Below are 17,702 nucleotides of genomic sequence, written 5' to 3' on the forward strand. Positions count from 1 at the left end.
ATGAAAACCACGCTCGCATCACTTTGGCAGGATTGCCTTTCACAACTGCAAGATCAAGTTTCACCAACGGATTTCAGCACTTGGTTACGCCCATTGCAAGCTGATATTGTGGGTGAAAACAATATGGTGTTATATGCCTCCAACGTTTTTGTTAAAAACTGGGTGGAAACCCATTATCTTGAATTAATCAGCCGTTTAGCCCAACAATTTTCTGGCAATGCGGATTTTAGTGTGAAAGTGCAAGAAGGTTCAAAACCTGCGATGCGTAAAACCACACCGCCACCTGCTGCCGTTCAACATAATGCACCGGCGCAGCCAAGCGAGCAAAAAACCAGCTATCGTTCTAACTTAAATACCAAGCACATTTTTGAAAACTTTGTGGAAGGGAAATCCAACCAACTGGCCCGAGCCGTGGCGCAAAAAGTGGCGATTAACCCTGGGGAGCAAAGCGCCAATCCGCTATTTCTTTACGGTGGCACAGGGCTTGGTAAAACCCACTTGTTACACGCTGTGGGCAATGGGATTTTAACTACCAAGCCTGAAGCACGCGTGATCTATATTCACGCCGAACGCTTTATGCAAGAGTATGTCCGTGCCTTGCAAGAAGACAAAATGGAAAACTTCAAAAAATTCTACCGCACTTTAGATGCCTTGCTGATTGATGATATTCAATTCTTCGCCGGCAAAGATGGCACGCAAGAAGAATTTTTCCATATTTTCAATTCCTTATTTGAAAGCAGTCGGCAAATTATCTTAACCTCAGACCGCTATCCAAAAGAGATTGAAAAGATCGAAGATCGTTTAAAATCCCGCTTTGGCTGGGGATTGAGTGTTGCCATTGAGCCGCCAGAGCTTGAAACTCGTGTCGCCATTTTATTGAAGAAAGCGGAAGAAAAAAATATGCGCTTACCAGAAGAAGTGGCGCTGTTTATCGGTGAGAAATTACGCACCAACGTGCGTGAGTTAGAAGGCGCGCTCAACCGTGTACACGCTAATGCAGAATTTACCGGCAAGCCGATTACTATTGACTTTGTACGCGAAACCCTCAAAGATATGCTGGCGTTGCAAGAAAAATTAGTAACGGTGGAAAATATTCAAAAAGTGGTGGCAGAATATTACCGCATCAAAGTAGCGGATCTTAAATCAAAAAGCCGCGCCCGATCAGTGGCTCGCCCACGCCAAATTGCAATGGCACTGTCGCGTGAACTCACCAACCGTAGTTTCCCTGAAATTGGCAGCAGCTTTGGTGATCGCGATCATACAACCGTGTTGCACGCTTGTCGTAGTGTGGATAAACTCAAACAACAAGACCCAAGCATTCAAGAAGATTGGTCTAATTTAATCCGAACCTTATCAGTTTAAGGACGCAACTATGCAATTTACTGTATCAAGAGAAAATCTGTTAAAACCCTTACAACAAGTGTGTGGCGTGTTGAGCAGTCGCCCTAATATCCCTGTGTTAAACAATGTGTTACTACACATTGAAGGACAATCTTTAACCATTACAGGAACTGATTTAGAAGTAGAACTTTCCACTCAAGCACAACTAAACAGCGCAGAGCAAAATGGTAATTTCACAATCCCTGCCAAAAAATTTCTTGATATTTGTCGCAGTTTTCCTGATGGTTCAGACATTACCGTAAATTTTGAAGAAGATCGTGCTTTGGTGCTTTGTGGACGCAGTAAATTTAACCTTGCCACCTTGCCTGCGGACGAATATCCAAACTTGGCGGATTGGCAAGCAGAAGTGGATTTTACTACCACACAAGCCACCTTACGCCGCTTAATTGATGCCACGCAATTTTCTATGGCAAATCAAGATGCACGTTATTTCTTAAATGGAATGAAATTTGAAACAGAAGGCAATTTGCTCCGTACTGTAGCAACGGACGGACATCGCCTTGCCGTTTGCACCATTCCGTTAGAGCAAGATCTACAACTTCATTCTGTCATTGTGCCACGCAAAGGTGTTTTAGAACTTGCCCGCTTATTAGAAAGCAATGATCAACCCGCTCGCGTGCAGATCGGCACAAATAATTTACGTATTGATTTAGGACACATTATTTTCACCTCGAAACTCATTGATGGACGCTTCCCTGATTATCGCCGAGTGTTGCCACGCAACGCCCAACGTATTATGACAGGTGAATGGGAAAGCCTAAAACAAGCCTTTGCCCGTGCGGCTATTTTGTCCAACGACAAAGTTCGCACCGTGCGTTTACAGCTTGCTGAAAACCAGCTCACGATCACCGCCACCAATACTGAGCAAGAGCAAGCGGAAGAAATCATTGACATCAATTACAGTGGTGAAGAAATGGAAGTCGGCTTTAACGTGAGCTATTTGCTCGATGTCCTCAATGCACTCAAATGTAAGCAAGTGCGTATGCGTTTAACAGACGCCTCATCAAGCTGTTTAATTGAAGATGTGGACGATAACAGCGCAGAATATGTGATTATGCCAATGCGTTTATAATTTATGGCAATTTCACGCTTAACTGTTGAAAACTTTCGCAATTTAACCGCCGTGGATCTGGAATTTGACCACGGCTTTAACTTTTTAGTGGGCAATAATGGCAGTGGCAAAACCAGCTTGCTTGAAGCCATTTTCTATCTTGCTCACGGTCGCTCTTTTAAAAGTGCGGTGGCAAATCGCATCATTTCTTATGAACAGCCCCACTTCACCCTGTATGGTAAAATTCAAGAGCAACAGCATCAATGGTCAGTGGGTTTGCAAAAACATCGTCAAGGTAACACACAGGTTAAAATTAACGGTGAAGAAGCGAAAAAAATCGCTGATCTTGCCCATTTATTGCCAATGCAAATGATCACCCCAGAAGGACTCACCTTGCTTAACGGCGGGCCAAGCTACCGCCGTGCTTTTCTAGATTGGGGATTGTTTCACCATCACAGCCAATTTCACCCTGTATGGAGTCAGCTTAACCGCTTGTTAAAGCAACGCAACGCTGCATTGCAACAAGCCTTTCGCTACGAACATATTCATATTTGGGATAAAGAGCTGGTCAATCTCGCCAATCAAGTGAGCCAATGGCGTGCTGATTATGCCGAAGCCTTACGCCCCGAAATTGAACGCACTTGCCAACTGTTTCTGCCTGAATTAGAAATCAGCGTGAGCTTCCACCAAGGCTGGGACAAAAATAGCGATTACGCCGAATTGTTACGCCAAAATTTTGAGCGTGATCGCGCCATTGGCTACACCGTATCTGGCCCGCAAAAAGCCGATTTTCGCTTTAAAGCCAACGGTTTACCCGTAGAAGATGTGCTTTCGCGCGGACAACTAAAACTGCTAATGTGTGCCTTACGTTTGGCACAAGGAGAACACTTAACCCAACAAAAAGACCGCCATTGCATTTTCTTAATTGACGATTTCGCGTCTGAATTAGATAAAACCAAACGCGCCTTACTTGCTGAACGCTTACAACAAAGCGGCTCGCAAGTATTTGTAAGCGCAATCACTCACAACCAACTCAAAGAAATGCAACCAGAAAAACACCGCACTTTTAGCGTGAATAACGGCAAACTCAGCGAAAGCTAGTTTTGTTCTCATCGTTTCCTCTATCCAATAAAAAATTTATAAAAAACCACCGCACTTTATATTAGATAACTTTTTCTACTTATTTCCGTGAAATAAACAGATATATTCCTTGAAATATCAACAAAAATACGTATTATCTGCTTTCCTTTGTACAGCCCTTATATCAGTAAGCGGCTGTTCGCAGGTGCATTAAATTTTTCCATTAATTTGGGTTCCCTCACCCCAATGTTTTCAACAAAAAGGTATAAAAGATGAAAGTAACTTCTCCGATCTTTAATCATCAACAAAAACACAAGGCATTAATTCTTTTAAGTTTTTTCCACATTTTTATTATTGCCGCCAGTAACTATTTAGTCCAAATTCCCTTTGAAATCCGATTGCCGCTCCATCTGTTCGGGCTAGAAGATTTCTCATTCCACAGCACTTGGGGAACGCTCACTTTCCCATTTATTTTTCTTGCTACAGATTTAACCGTGCGAATTTTTGGTGCGAAAGAAGCAAGATGGATTATCTTCGTTGTGATGTTCCCTGCGTTGATTATCAGTTATGCGATTTCCACACTTTTTTTAGATACGCAATATCAAGGCATTGAAGCCTTATTTGACTTCAACTTATTTGTCTTCCGCATTGCGATTGCCAGTTTTGTTGCCTATGTTTTTGGGCAACTGTTAGATGTATTAGTCTTTAACCGCTTACGCCAACTCAAAACTTGGTGGATTGCGCCGAGTAGCTCAATGATTTTTGGCTCAATGGCAGATACCTTCTTATTCTTCTCCGTTGCATTTTATGCAAGCAGCGATCCTTTTATGGCAGAACATTGGTTTGAACTTGGCTTTGTGGATTACCTTTTCAAACTTTTTGTTGGCATCGTGCTGTTCGTTCCTGCCTATGGCGTAGCGCTGAATGTTATTTTGCGTAAACTTCAGCAACTCACAAAGCAATAAAAGGATTTATTCATCAACACATAATAAGGAAACACAATGAATATACGACAGATCATCGACCAACAGCCAATGAGCCCTTACCAATGGGCGGTTGTCGTTATGGCAACCATAATGAACCTGTTAGACGGTTTTGATGTACTTGCACTCGCCTTTACTGCCACAGGTATCCGTAACGAATTTGGTTTAAGTGGCGCGGAGTTAGGCTCGTTGCTTAGTGCGGGATTATTCGGAATGACCGCCGGTTCACTCTTTCTTGCGCCTCTTGCAGACAAAATTGGGCGTCGTCCATTATTATTAATCAGCGTATCGCTTTCTGCTGCGGGAATGTTAGGTTCATTTTTCGCCGCAGACTCCTATTCTCTCGGCATTTGGCGTGTTGTAACTGGTTTAGGCGTTGGCGGTATTTTAGTTGGTACAAATGTGCTAACCAGTGAATATTCCTCAAAAAAATGGCGTAGCCTTGCTATCAGTATTTATGCCGCAGGATTTGGTATTGGCGCGATTTTAGGGGGGCTTTTTGCTGTTGCCTTACAAGCTGAATATGGTTGGCGCTCAGTTTTCCTTGCAGGCGCAATTTTAACGGGATTATGCTTAATTTGCTTAGTATTATGGCTACCTGAATCCATTGATTATTTAATCAATAAACAACCAAAGAATGCTCAAGCTCGATTAAACAACATTCTGCAAAAAATCGGCATTTCCTCATTTTCTTTGCCAGAAATCAAGCAACACAAAGCGAAAGCCGCCCCTATTACCCAACTATTTAATCAACAATATCGTCGCTCGACTTTAGCCATTTGGTTGGCCTTCTTTGCGATAATGTTTAGTTTCTATTTCATTAGCTCTTGGACGCCAGCCTTATTAAAAGAAGCTGGAATGACCACAGAACAAAGTGTCACCATTGGTATGATGATTTCTTTAGGGGGCACTTGTGGGGCATTGTTCTATGGTTTATTAGCAAGCTACTGGTCTGCGCGTAACGTCTTAATTTTATTTACGATCATTGCAGCAATTTCCGTCATTGCTTTTATTCTTTCTTCGACTGTTTTATGGCTTGCAATGGTACTAGGTGTCATCGTAGGCGCATTAATTAACGGCTGTATCAGTGGACTTTACACCCTAAACCCAAGCATCTACGCTAGTGATATACGAGGCACAGGAGTTGGCTGGTCAATCGGCATTGGACGCATCGGCGCAATCCTCGCCCCAATGATCGCAGGCGTTTTATTAGACAAAGGGTGGGAAAAACAGAACCTTTATATTGGCGCCGCATTTGTGCTATTAATCGCTACCTTTGCTTTAATATTGTTGAAGAGAAATAGTACGATAAGGGAGTTATAGTAAAAATAAAAGCTGATAGCCATAGACTATCAGCTTTTTTATAAACGAAAGTGCGGTGGTTTTTAGCAATGTTTTTCTTTGCGGATATGTTCTAGTAACGCATCGCAACATTGATCCAATAATTCATAGGTTTGCGTGAAGTTTTTGGTGTACCAAGGATCGGGGATATGATCGATGCCAAGGTTTGGACAAAGTTGAGTGATTTGAAATAATTTTTCAGGGTGATGCCCAAATAATTTTTCCAAATCCGCTAAATTTTGGTTGTCCATTGCAATCAGATAATCAAAATCTTGCCAATCTTTTGACCGCACTTTTCGGCTAGTAAAGCCTTTATTATCAATATGATGCAATTCAAGGGTTTCTGCTGTGCCACAGTGCATATCTTCGCCATCGTGCCAGCCTGATGTCCCCGCACTGTCGCAGAGGATTTTATCGGCTAGCCCTGCTTGTTTCACTTTCTCGCGGAAAAGATATTCTGCCATTGGGGAACGGCAGATGTTCCCCAAGCAGACAAAAAGCACCTTCACTGTCATTAGCACGTTCCCCATAAATCATATTCATCGGCTTGCGTAATGGTAACGTTAATCACCTGTCCCACACTCACCGCTTGGTTTGACAGGTTATCCACATAAACCACGCCATCAATTTCTGGTGCGTCTGCCATTGAGCGTCCGATAATGCCCTCTTCGTCAATTTCGTCCACAATCACTGGCAGCGTTTTGCCAATTTTTTGTTGTAAACGCTGTGCGGAAATGGCTTGTTGCACTTGCATAAAGCGGTGGAAGCGTTCTTCTTTTACCTCTTCTGGCACTTGATCTGGCATATCTGTAGCGATCGCACCTTCTACCGGGCTAAATTTAAAACAGCCAACACGATCTAATTGTGCTTCTTGCAAGAAATCTAAAAGCTGTTGGAAATCCTCTTCCGTTTCCCCTGGGAAGCCCACAATAAAGGTAGAACGCAAGGTTAATTCAGGGCAAATTTCACGCCATTTTTTAATTCGTTCAAGGGTGCGATCGATTGAACCGGGGCGTTTCATCGCTTTCAAAATTTTCGGGCTAGCGTGCTGTAATGGAATATCTAAATAAGGCAAGATTTTGCCCTCTGCCATTAGTGGAATTAAATTATCCACGTGCGGATAAGGATACACATAATGCAAACGCACCCAAATGCCTAAGGTTGCCAACTGTTCGCACAGGCTGATGAGATTGTTTTTAATCGGCTTGCCGTTCCAGAAAACCGTTTTGTTTTGATTTTCTTTGCTTTGATCTAAAGAATAAGCAGAGGTATCTTGCGACACGATAAGCAACTCTTTCACACCCGCATCGGCAAGGCGTTTGGCTTCATCTAACACTTGCGTAATTGGGCGGCTATCTAAATCCCCACGCATTGAAGGAATAATGCAGAACGTACAACGGTGATCGCAGCCTTCAGAAATTTTCAAATAAGCATAATGTTTTGGCGTGAGCTTCACCCCTTGCGCTGGCACAAGGCTGATATAAGGATTATGGGCAGGCTTTGGCACATATTTATGCACTTGCCCCATCACCGCTTCATAGCTGTGCGGGCCTGTTACCTCCAACACTTTTGGGTGAACTTCACGAATGCGATCTTCTTTCGCTCCCAAACAGCCCGTTACAATCACCTTGCCGTTTTCTTCCAATGCTTCGCCGATCGCTTCTAGCGACTCTTGCACTGCGCTGTCAATAAATCCGCAGGTATTAACGATCACTAAATCGGCATTTTCATAACTCGGAATAATGTTATATCCGTCAGAACGCAACTCCGTTAAAATACGCTCTGAATCCACTAAATTCTTAGGGCAACCTAAGCTAATAAAACCAATATTTGGCGCTGAACTCATACAATAATCTCAATAATCACTCAAAACGGTGCATTGTACAAAATTCGTATGCAAAAGGCGATAAGTGCGGGGGAAATTTCGCGGAAAAAAGCACCGCACTTTATAACGAGAAAGCTCGTTAGGTTTTCAACAACAACGCTAAAACAAACAAGTGCGGTGCAAATTTGTTGAATTTTTTCACCGCACTTTTATTTGTTATGCCTTTTGAGTTAGAGCATAAATAATGCTAAGAATAACACCGCAAGCACCATTCCTAAGCCAGTACGTTTGACAATTTCCACTGGGCTAACCATTGCTAGGCCCGCGCATACAATGGTTACGCCAGCAATAGGGGAAGCGGTGCGTCCGATAGCCCCTGCGATAGCCGCTGCCATACCAAGATTTAAGTGGGTATAGCCTAATTCGACCGCGTGTGGCGTTACCGCTGTGTTGAAAGCAATGGCTGCCGCATCGCCAGAACCGGTGAGCAAGCCCATTAAGAATGGCCCAATGGTTGCGCCCCAGCGTACGAATTCATTGGAATGTTTAAGGAACTCAATCGCACTGTCAATGGCACCGGTGGATTTTAATCCTGCCACAAAAACGCTGGCGGAAATAATGATACCTAGCACGTTTGCATAAGCGCTACCCATTCCGTTAAAGAATTCTTCGGTAATTTTCGCTGGGGAAACTCGGGTGACGATAATGGCGTAAATTGCACCAATTAACATTGCTTGTGGCACGCCCATTTTTGTCCACGCCAGCGCAGGAATTTCTTGTAAAGATGTACCGCCGATCACCAAAATCACCAACGGTAATAAAGGTGCAATGGCAAAAAGTAGGTTCGATTTTTGGAAAGATTGTTCCGCTTCTTTCGCTTCAGCTAAATAGGCTTGACGGTGTTCTTCGCCGTAATCTTTCAACATTAATGCAACCAAGGTTAGTGAAACCGCCGCAATCGCTCCTGCGATCATTGTGTAAGGCGCGTGAGATAAGTTCACTTGCGTGATGGTTAAGTTGGACATTTCCGCGATCATTGCAGAATGAGAAGACCCCGGACTCATCATTGAACCGAACGTCCCTGCCAAAATTGCGGCCCCCGCAGTGGCTGGGCGTACGCCAGCACTTTTTAACACGGGGATTAAGGTTGCGCCAACCGCAGCGGCACAGCCTGCCGCAGAAGGAATGGCGATATTAATAAAGAAGGTGATCACCGTGGCAAAAGGGATTAAGAAAAATCTGAGTCCTGAAAGCGGTTTCGTCATTAAATGTACCAGATGGGTGTCGCATTTTGTGTATTTCATTACATAAGCAAAACCCATACTAGAACAGATCGCCATAATCAAGCCGCCGCTGGTCATTGATTTTGCAAAAGCGTCCAGCGCGCCCATTGGGTTTAGGGTGAGCAAGGACATCATCAACCCTAAGCCAATTAATACGGTACGCGTTTCATATTTTTTTACCAGTAAATAAACCGCAGCGATAACGCCCAAAATCGCTACAAAAGATTTAAGTTCAAGCATTTTTCTTCTCCTTAGTAATCAAAGGTAACACCGCTTTCATAGCGTTCGCATTGGCCATTTTTACTGAATTTTAGTACCGCACTTTGCTGTGCTTCGCTAATATCCAGTACTTTGGATTGATTGCCTTGAATCTGTAATGCCGTGCCTTCAGGCAAGGCGTAAACGTGCGATTCAGGATTGACAATCAAAAATTCCGCTAAGCGCTCTTCACGGCTTTCACCGTTATGCCCTGCAATTTTGCCGGAAATAAAGTGTGGATTAAGTTGATGTGGGAAAAGATTTAAAGCATCAAAAGAAGGCGGATAAAGAATTGGCATATCATTGGTGGTCATAATGGTTTTACCTGCCACATTTGCCCCTGCGCTCCAGCCAAAATAAGGCGTGCCTTGTTGCACTTTTTGGCGAATGGCGTCTAATAAATGGTGTTCATACAATCCATTGATTAGGCAGAATGTGTTACCACCGCCAATGGCGATCACATCAGCTTGCTCAATAATATCTAAATGACGCTTGCCACGATGGACAGAAACCACGTCCATTTCTAGCTCTGCCAAGGCTTGTTGCACCAGCGTTTCATACTCATCATAACTACGGCTCACGCCTGCATAAGGCACAAATCCAATGGTTTTTCCTTTGTATGTAGAAAGAAAGCTTTTCAGCCACGGCATACAATGCACGAGATAACCCGTGTTTTGGTATTTAGAACCGCTCATTAAAAGCATATTTTTCATTCTTGCCTCCTTGTGAATGCGAAAGAATAACCTGTTAGGGTTAAGTAATTACAAGGAACATTATGCGTAGGAATGACAAAAAAGGCACAAGATTTACAATAAAAAGGTGAATTTCTTGATGTGTATCACAAAAAAATCCACACCCATTTAATCTTCGACTAAATGCGGTGTGGATTGAAGTGCGGTCGTTTTTTGACGAGAATTTAATTAGTGTTTACAACCACCGTTTCCGCAGCAACCTTCGCCATCGTGATGGTGGTGATCGTGGTCGTGATGATGGTGATGATGACCGCCACAACCACAGCCGTGTCCTTCTTCATCGCTATCACCGTGTCCGCCACAGCAACCGCCCTCTTGGTGGATATGACCGTGTGCGATTTCCTCTAAAGTTGCTTCGCGGGTTGCCACCACTTCCACATCGAAAAGTAATTCTTGACCTGCAAGCATATGGTTGCCGTCCACTACCACATCATTTTCACCCACTTCCGTGATCACCACAGGTAATGGGCCAACATCCGTATCTGCAATAAAACGCATTCCAGCTACCAGCTCATCAACGCCAACAAATACATCTTTTGGCACACGTTGCACTAAATTTTCATTGTATTCGCCATAACCTTCTTCTGGTTTTACACGAACTTCAAATTTATCGCCAACGGATTTTCCCTCTAAGGCTTTTTCTAAGCCAATCACTAAATTATTATGCCCTTGTAAATATTCTAAAGGCTGATTTACTGGAGCTTCATCAACTAATACACCGTCTTCGGTGCGAACTTGGTAAGCAATGCTCACCACAACATTTTTTGCAACTTTCATTTATAACCTCGTTGGCTTGTTAAAATTGCCCCATTGTATAGGAAATGGGGCAGGCTGTCATTATTCCTGAACAAGCTGAATTTTCGCCTCAATGCTTGCTCTTACGTTAGCTTTGCCATTGCCTAATTGCACCTCATCGTTCGACATTGAACTTGCCATTTTAGCCATTGCATAAGGGCGAGCCACAAAGCGTCCACTTTCCATTGGCGTTCGGATATTCAATTCCACAATTTTATAGCCTTTCGCCCCAAGTGATTGTTGAATTAATGTGGCTTTGCGGTTTAATTGTGTCAGCGCTTGTTGCATCATTTCATCTTCAATGCGATTAATTGCATCAGAAGACACTTGAGAGTTCACATATTCAATCGCTAAAAGACCATTCAGCTCACTGATGGCTTTTGATAACGCCTCATTATTTTTACTTTGCAGCATTAACTGCCCACGAGCGATCCAACCATTTTGTTTTCCCTCACCATTATAACGCACGCGTGTGCTGCGGGAATTATCACGCAATTCCACGTCAGGATAGGCTTTTAAAATCTCAAAAGCACGATTTATTTTGCCGTTAATTTCCTTATTGGCTAACGCAAGATCGTTATTTTCTGCTTGGATAAATAATGTTGCTTGCAGTAGATCGTGGGCAATTTCTTTTTCAACCTCCACGTCAAAATTAATCACATTATTGTTGCTCACCGGGGTTGCCAAGGCAGAAAGTGGTAATGCCATTAAGGCAAAAGTCAGTTGTTTTAAGCGCATAAAAATCCTTATAAATTAATTGATTTGTTGCTATATCGACAGGTAAAAAGACGAATAGTTCCGAAAATAAAAAATCCATAAAAAAGCACCGCACTAATATTTTGGCGAAAATAAAGTGCGGTGGAATTTTTACAAATTTTGCTGAGTTTTATTCTTCGTCATCAAAAAACTCGCCGTCTTCTCCATATTCATCTTCTTGTGCATTAGGATCTTCAAAATAGGTTCCCCAGCCGTCATAAATGCCGTTAAATTTAGCAATCAATGGGAATAATTCTTTTTGTTGAGCATCAATTAATTCTGCCTTTAATTCAATTTCGCTAATGGCATCAAAAGAAAATAAGGTTTTGCCAGCTTCATCTTGCCATTCTTCTGCATCAGACACTTCATAACCTGCCTTAAACACATCAACGGCAATTTTTTCCAATTTATCAAAATCATAATGCGAAATATGATGCTCAATAATATAAAGCGCAGCAGGATCACTGCCATCATTAAGCAGGTCACGAATAATTTCACGCGTTGTGGCTTGAGATTCTTCTACTGTTGGAATAGCGTCCATTGTTGTTCTCCTTTTAGAAATAAGTGAATATTGGGCATTATTTTACTACGTTATTCAAATTTAGGATAAAAAAAATCTTCCTGCTTATGAGGAAGATTTTTTTCTAATCAGTGAATTATTTTTTTAATAAATCACGGATTTCAGTTAATAATTTTTCTTCATTTGAAGGTTCAGCAGGTGCTGCTTCTGGCTCTTCTGCTGGTTTCTTCATTTTGTTCATACCTTTAACGACTAAGAAAATTGCGAACGCAATGATCACGAAGTCAACGATATTTTGTACGAATACACCGTAGTTTAAAGTTACTGCTGGCACATCACCTACCGCATCTTTCAATACAACATGTAAATCTTTGAAATCTACGCCGCCTGTGAGTAAACCTAAAACAGGCATAATCACATCAGCAACAAATGAACTTACGATTTTACCAAATGCACCGCCGATAACCACACCGACAGCCATATCCACGACATTACCGCGCATTGCAAATTCGCGGAACTCTTTCATAAAACTCATAAAATACTCCTAAATAAAAGGCTGAAAGGATTAATCAGCAGCGGCTATTATATGTACTAAAAAGGATAAGTACAGCATTTTTTTTCATTTTTAGATAAAAAATGCACTCGGCTGGAATAATTTTTCTACATCTGGAATATATTTTTTATCACTCACATACACCACAATGCGATCATCTTCTTCAATCACTAAACTTTTTCGTGCAATCATCACATCATCGCCACGCAACACTGCGCCAATAATTGCCCCCGCAGGTAACTTGATGTCAGATACTTGTCGCCCAATCACATTAGAAGATTCCGCTTCACCGTGTACCACAATTTCTAAGGCTTCGGCGATACCGTGACGTAATGACACCACACTGCCCACATCGCCTTTACGAATATGCCCAAGCAAGGCAGAAATGGTCGCCTGCTGTGGCGAAACCACAATATCCAGCGTTCCCCCTTGCAATAAATTGATATATGCCATTCGTTGGATCAGCACCATCGCCTTTTTCGCCCCTAAGCGTTTAGCGAGCAAGGCAGACATAATGTTCGCTTCATCATCACTGGTAAGCGAAAGAAAAACATCAATATTTTCAATATGTTCTTCAAATAACAAGGATTGATCAGAAGCATCACCGCAAAAAACTAACGTCTTTGATAAACGCTCTGCCAACGCAGTGGCACGTTCAGGATTACGTTCAATCAATTTTACTGAACATTGCTCTTCCAAACGTTTTGCCACGCCGCTACCAATATTTCCACCACCAATAATCATTATGCGTTTATAAGGTTTTTCCAAGCGCTGTAATTCGCTCATAATGGCTTTAATATGAATCGTATCGCAAATGAACGTTACTTCATCGCCTGCCTCAATAATGGTTGAACCTTGCGGACGAATCACCTTATCCTGACGCAAAATCGACACCACACGGCAATCAATATGGGGCAGATGCTCTTTAAGCGCCGATAACGCATAGCCCACCAAAGGGCCGCCATAATAAGCTTTTACCACTACAATACTAATTCGCCCATTGGCAAAATGCGAAACCTGCAACGCCCCAGGGTAATCGATCAAGCGAACAATTTCATCGGTAACCAATTTTTCTGGCGAAATAATATGATCAATGGGGATCACATCAGGCTGAAAAAGTTTATTTTTCTCACGCAAATAATCCGCACTACGAATACGCGCGATTTTAGTTGGCGTGTTAAATAAGGTATAAGCCACTTGGCAGGCGATCATATTGGTTTCGTCTGAATTGGTTACCGCCACCACTAAATCCGCATCCGCCGCACCAGCCTCACGCAACACTTTCGGTGAAGATGCCACGCCATTCACCACCCGCAAATCGTGCTTATCTTGCAAAGCCAGCAAACGATCCGCTTGGTTATCCACAAGGGTGATGTCGTTATCCTCACTCACTAAATTTTCCGCAAGGGTTGTGCCAACTTGGCCTGCGCCTAGAATGATGATTTTCATTGTTGTGATCTCTTTGGTTTTTTATTGTTTGGCTGATTGCGTTTTTCTTTGGGGCTATAACGTGTTTCGCTCGTTGAGCGACTTACTTTCTTTTGTTTCCGCAAAAGAAAGTAAGCAAAGAAAAGCGTCCCCGATCAAATTGCTTTTCCTCATTTCGACAGAATTTTCTTAACGAAAAGTAAGCCCATACTCGCTACGCTGCGTTCAGGCGTTACTTTTCTAAAAATTCTCTCTTCATTCGGGCAATTTGGACGGGAAAATTTATCCTATTGCCCTTTTGTAGGCATTTTAACAGCATAAAGTGCGATGTTTATTTGAAAATTTTTATTTCCATTCGGGCAATTTACAAGGGGATTTACGCATTTTTATCTTGTCAGTAATGAAAAACCTTGTAGATGGCTCAATCATTTTTAATGTTACTTATTGATAATAAAAGTAAAAATAGCGTACAACAGTACGCTATTTGGGCTAAGATTGTTTTATATTCATTTCTCGCAAATTCTGTTCTGTGACTTTTAGGCTTGATAAAATCACCTTTGCCGCCTCAAATTTTTTCTTAAAAATTGGGGCTGTTGGTAACTTGTCTAGCTTTTTATTTGTTTTCACTTTCAATAATTTCTTCATAATATTACCTCTACTCTTTGCTTTACTAAGAATGCCTCAAATTTTTTCTTGGTATTAGGTAAAAAAAGATGAATGCTTCCCTCACTAATTCCTGAAATTATAAATCTTTCTGAGATCTCAGAATAGTATTTATTCAACATCATACGATAAAGCCTTGTCCTGGCTTTCGAACTTCCTTCAAATAAAATCAATGCGGAAGGATATTCAAGGAAAAATAGTTCCGCAGCGTAGGCTACCGTTCTTAAAATTACTTCCATATCACCATTATTAGTGACCACCTTATCATCGATCTCTACGCCATCTATCGTATCACCAAACCCCAAGTTAAATAAGGGAGTATCTTCAGGAAATACGACATTATCCAATCGGCAAAACTCAATAATTTTTGTTTGCAGCTCTCCATTTTTCCCTTGGCTAACAAATTGATAGCGTAACCTAGCACTATCTGAACTTAAAACATAAGGTCTAATTTGCATAAAATATTATCAAATAATAGTTACTATTTTTAGTATTAATGTGACATTTATCTATCTACTAGTTTAAATTGACACAGGTTCAAGTGCCTTTTTCCGCAATTTTGCGTAATAAAATCCATCGCCGTAATTTTCCTGTGGAAAGAATTGATGGCCGACCTGCTGTTGTTCGGGGAATGGCAGGGGCATTAATTCTGCCTCGGGGTGTTGTTGTAAAAATTCGCTGATTTGTTGGCTGTTTTCTTCTGGTAATAGTGAGCAAGTGGCGTAGAGCAACATGCCGTTTGGTTTTAAGCGTTGCCATAACGCGGTTAAAATGGCTTTTTGTAAGGCCACTAAAGGGGCGATGTCGCTTTCTTTGCGCAGCCATTTTATATCGGGGTGGCGGCGGATAACACCGGTGGCGGAGCAAGGAGCATCAAGCAAAATTCGGTCAAATTGCACCGCACTTTCGCCAAACTGCTGTTGAATTTGGGCGAACCATTGATCTGGCTGGCTGGCATCGCCACAAATCACAAGGGCGTTTTGTCCCATTCGTGCGAGATTTTCTTCCACCCGTTTCAATCGATGCGGTTCAACGTCTAATGCCACCACCTTGGCTTGTGGTGCAAGTTCTAAAATATGCGTGGTTTTCCCACCGGGCGCAGCGCAGGCATCTAAAATCAATTCGCCATTTTGCGGCTCAAGCAATAAGCCCGACCATTGTGCGTGCAAGTCTTGCACCGTGAGCCAACCTTCAGCGAAATGCGGTAATTGTGCGACATTTTTCGCCTGTTCCAAGCGGATCGCCTGTGGGTGATCCGCGCTTGCCGCTTCAATATCAGCCTCTTGCAATAAGGTTAAATACCCGTTCACATTGCTGTGTTGCGGGTTCACGCGCAACCACATTGGTGGCCGTTGGTTATTCGCTTCCACAATCTCACGCCAATTTGGATAGGCTTTTTTCAGCTTATTCACGAGCCATTCAGGGTGCAAGGTTTGCCAATGCTTATCCACTTTCGCCAAAATGCCCTCTTGCTCGCGTAAGAAACGGCGTAGCACGCCATTCACCAAGCCTTTAAAACTGTCCAATTTTAGGCTTCGTGCGGCTTTTACCATCTCATCTACCACCGCGTGATCGGGCGTGCGTAAATATAATAATTGATACAATCCCACCAACAATAAACAATGCACAAGACGCGTTTTGCCTTTCAGTGGCTTATCCACCAAGTGCTGAATAATTTGCTCTAAGCGTGGCAATACGCGGCACACGCCAAAGCAAATTTCTTGTAATAAAGGGAGATCTTGCTCTTTCAGCGCAGGATTTTTTTCCGCCAACAAGGTGGAAAGCGATTGCCCCTTATCCAACACTTGCAAAAGATATTGAGCCGCCACGGCGCGCGCAGAAAGGGATTTTGTAGCAAGTGCGGTGCTTTTTTTGCTGATTTTTTGTTTCATTATGCCAACACCTTACCCACGCTGAACCAATCTGCTCGGCCATTGAGTAAATCCTGTGCCGACATTGGCTTTTTACCCGCAGGCTGCAGCTGCGTGAGATTTAACACGCCATCTGCGGTGGCAATTTGAATGCCATTTTTATCCGCTTGTAAAATCGTGCCTGCTGGCTGATTTTGATGTGGCAACACCTTGGCTTGATACACTTTCAAAGTCTGCTCGTTGCCCTCTTTATCCGTGGTCACAAAATAGCTAATCGGCCAAGGATTAAATGCGCGAATACAACACTCAAGCTGTGCCGCTGAAAGCTGCCAATCCAATTTTGCTTCTTGTTTGGAAAGTTTATCGGCATAGTTGGCAAGGGCATCATCTTGTGCTTCGGGCGGAAACGCCCCAGCTTCCAAGCCATTTAACACATCAAGCAACGCATTTGGCGCAATCTGTTCCAACTTATGATAAAGGCTTAGAGAGGTGTCTTCTGGGCTAATGTTGCAATACACTTTATGCAGCATATCGCCCGTATCCAAGCCTTCATTCATTTGCATAATAGTCACGCCAGTTTGCGCATCACCCGCCCAAATCGCGCGCTGAATCGGCGCTGCCCCACGCCAACGAGGCAAAATCGAGCCGTGTACATTCAAGCAGCCTAATCTTGGCGCGTCCAACACCGCTTTCGGCAAAATTAAGCCATAGGCCACCACTACCATCACATCGGCATTCAGTGCTGCCAGCTCCTGATGCGCTTCCGCTTTGCGTAGGGATTTAGGCTGATAAACAGGGATCTGATGCCGCTCCGCCAATTGTTTCACCGCACTTGCTTGTAGTTTCTTACCCCGTCCAGCTGGCTTGTCTGGCTGCGTATAAACCGCAATCACCTTATGTTCTGAATTCAACAGCGCCGCTAAGTGCTGTGCAGCAAATTCTGGCGTCCCCGCAAAAATAATATTTAAAGGTTTTGTCATTGTATTTCTCTTGATTATGCAAGGTTGGAATTGGCGTTAAGTATAATGTATTTTTGACTTGGGGTGAAAAGAATGCTGAAAGAAAGGCGGATTAAAAATAAAGCGCGGTGGAAAATTTGCCAAAAAACAACCGCACTTAGTTAATCGCTAAAATGAAAAAGC

18 protein-coding genes are annotated in these 17,702 nt (G+C 42.8%); 5 read left to right on the top strand and 13 right to left on the bottom strand.

Features of this window, described 5'->3' with window-relative positions:
* The 5 genes from dnaA to ELZ61_RS00025 all read left to right on the top strand — a co-directional run bounded on the left by dnaA (position 1) and on the right by ELZ61_RS00025 (position 5,838).
* A complete protein-coding gene (gene dnaA / locus ELZ61_RS00005; RefSeq protein WP_103853849.1) occupies positions 1 to 1,362 on the top strand; it encodes a chromosomal replication initiator protein DnaA in 1,362 nt (453 codons plus the stop codon).
* Between the two features lie 10 nt (positions 1,363 to 1,372).
* Positions 1,373 to 2,473, top strand: a complete 1,101-nt coding sequence (dnaN, locus tag ELZ61_RS00010) for a DNA polymerase III subunit beta (RefSeq protein ID WP_126370536.1) — start codon at positions 1,373 to 1,375, stop codon at positions 2,471 to 2,473.
* A 3-nt stretch (positions 2,474 to 2,476) separates the two neighbouring features.
* Positions 2,477 to 3,553 (top strand): DNA replication/repair protein RecF, encoded by a 1,077-nt coding sequence (recF, locus tag ELZ61_RS00015; protein ID WP_126370538.1) that lies wholly within the window; start codon positions 2,477 to 2,479, stop codon positions 3,551 to 3,553.
* A 251-nt stretch (positions 3,554 to 3,804) separates the two neighbouring features.
* Entirely contained in the window at positions 3,805 to 4,497 is a 693-nt protein-coding gene (locus tag ELZ61_RS00020) for a 7-cyano-7-deazaguanine/7-aminomethyl-7-deazaguanine transporter (protein WP_126370540.1), read from the top strand.
* 36 nt (positions 4,498 to 4,533) lie between these two features.
* Entirely contained in the window at positions 4,534 to 5,838 is a 1,305-nt protein-coding gene (locus tag ELZ61_RS00025; RefSeq protein WP_126370542.1) for an MFS transporter, read from the top strand.
* A 62-nt stretch (positions 5,839 to 5,900) separates the two neighbouring features.
* Here ELZ61_RS00025 and ELZ61_RS00030 read toward each other — a convergent pair whose 3' ends face one another.
* From ELZ61_RS00030 to fmt, 13 genes are all read right to left on the bottom strand, one after another.
* On the bottom strand, positions 5,901 to 6,371 hold the full coding sequence (locus ELZ61_RS00030; protein WP_126373511.1) for a low molecular weight protein-tyrosine-phosphatase: 471 nt from the start codon (positions 6,369 to 6,371) through the stop codon (positions 5,901 to 5,903).
* Positions 6,371 to 7,702, bottom strand: a complete 1,332-nt coding sequence (rimO, locus tag ELZ61_RS00035) for a 30S ribosomal protein S12 methylthiotransferase RimO (RefSeq protein ID WP_126370544.1) — start codon at positions 7,700 to 7,702, stop codon at positions 6,371 to 6,373. Before rimO ends, ELZ61_RS00030 begins: the two co-directional genes overlap by 1 nt.
* 209 nt (positions 7,703 to 7,911) lie before the next feature.
* Positions 7,912 to 9,204: a C4-dicarboxylate transporter DcuC gene (gene dcuC, locus ELZ61_RS00040; protein WP_126370546.1), complete on the bottom strand. Its 1,293-nt coding sequence runs from the start codon at positions 9,202 to 9,204 to the stop codon at positions 7,912 to 7,914.
* Between the two features lie 11 nt (positions 9,205 to 9,215).
* Positions 9,216 to 9,935 carry a dipeptidase PepE gene (gene pepE / locus ELZ61_RS00045; RefSeq protein WP_126370548.1) on the bottom strand — a complete coding sequence of 240 codons (720 nt, stop codon included), beginning with the start codon at positions 9,933 to 9,935 and terminating at the stop codon, positions 9,216 to 9,218.
* A 207-nt stretch (positions 9,936 to 10,142) separates the two neighbouring features.
* On the bottom strand, positions 10,143 to 10,751 hold the full coding sequence (gene slyD, locus ELZ61_RS00050; protein ID WP_103853858.1) for a peptidylprolyl isomerase: 609 nt from the start codon (positions 10,749 to 10,751) through the stop codon (positions 10,143 to 10,145).
* A gap of 60 nt (positions 10,752 to 10,811) precedes the next feature.
* A complete protein-coding gene (locus ELZ61_RS00055; RefSeq protein WP_126370550.1) occupies positions 10,812 to 11,507 on the bottom strand; it encodes an SIMPL domain-containing protein in 696 nt (231 codons plus the stop codon).
* A 148-nt stretch (positions 11,508 to 11,655) separates the two neighbouring features.
* Entirely contained in the window at positions 11,656 to 12,066 is a 411-nt protein-coding gene (gene rraB, locus ELZ61_RS00060; protein ID WP_126370552.1) for a ribonuclease E inhibitor RraB, read from the bottom strand.
* Positions 12,067 to 12,181: 115 nt separating this feature from the next.
* Entirely contained in the window at positions 12,182 to 12,580 is a 399-nt protein-coding gene (gene mscL, locus ELZ61_RS00065; RefSeq protein WP_126370554.1) for a large-conductance mechanosensitive channel protein MscL, read from the bottom strand.
* A 90-nt stretch (positions 12,581 to 12,670) separates the two neighbouring features.
* The gene (trkA, locus tag ELZ61_RS00070; RefSeq protein WP_103854805.1) at positions 12,671 to 14,047 is read right to left on the bottom strand and encodes a Trk system potassium transporter TrkA; all 1,377 of its coding nucleotides are present in this window, start codon (positions 14,045 to 14,047) and stop codon (positions 12,671 to 12,673) included.
* A 468-nt stretch (positions 14,048 to 14,515) separates the two neighbouring features.
* Positions 14,516 to 14,671, bottom strand: coding sequence for a hypothetical protein (locus tag ELZ61_RS10645; protein WP_164550708.1), 156 nt, complete (start codon positions 14,669 to 14,671; stop codon positions 14,516 to 14,518).
* Positions 14,668 to 15,147: a DUF6934 family protein gene (locus ELZ61_RS00080; protein WP_126370556.1), complete on the bottom strand. Its 480-nt coding sequence runs from the start codon at positions 15,145 to 15,147 to the stop codon at positions 14,668 to 14,670. The genes ELZ61_RS10645 and ELZ61_RS00080 overlap by 4 nt, the downstream gene beginning before the upstream one ends.
* A 63-nt stretch (positions 15,148 to 15,210) precedes the next feature.
* Positions 15,211 to 16,581 carry a 16S rRNA (cytosine(967)-C(5))-methyltransferase RsmB gene (gene rsmB, locus ELZ61_RS00085; RefSeq protein WP_126370558.1) on the bottom strand — a complete coding sequence of 457 codons (1,371 nt, stop codon included), beginning with the start codon at positions 16,579 to 16,581 and terminating at the stop codon, positions 15,211 to 15,213.
* The gene (fmt, locus tag ELZ61_RS00090; protein ID WP_126370560.1) at positions 16,581 to 17,540 is read right to left on the bottom strand and encodes a methionyl-tRNA formyltransferase; all 960 of its coding nucleotides are present in this window, start codon (positions 17,538 to 17,540) and stop codon (positions 16,581 to 16,583) included. The genes rsmB and fmt overlap by 1 nt, the downstream gene beginning before the upstream one ends.
* Positions 17,541 to 17,702 lie beyond the last annotated feature (162 nt).

Source organism: Avibacterium volantium (assembly GCF_900635775.1).
GTDB lineage: Bacteria > Pseudomonadota > Gammaproteobacteria > Enterobacterales > Pasteurellaceae > Avibacterium > Avibacterium volantium.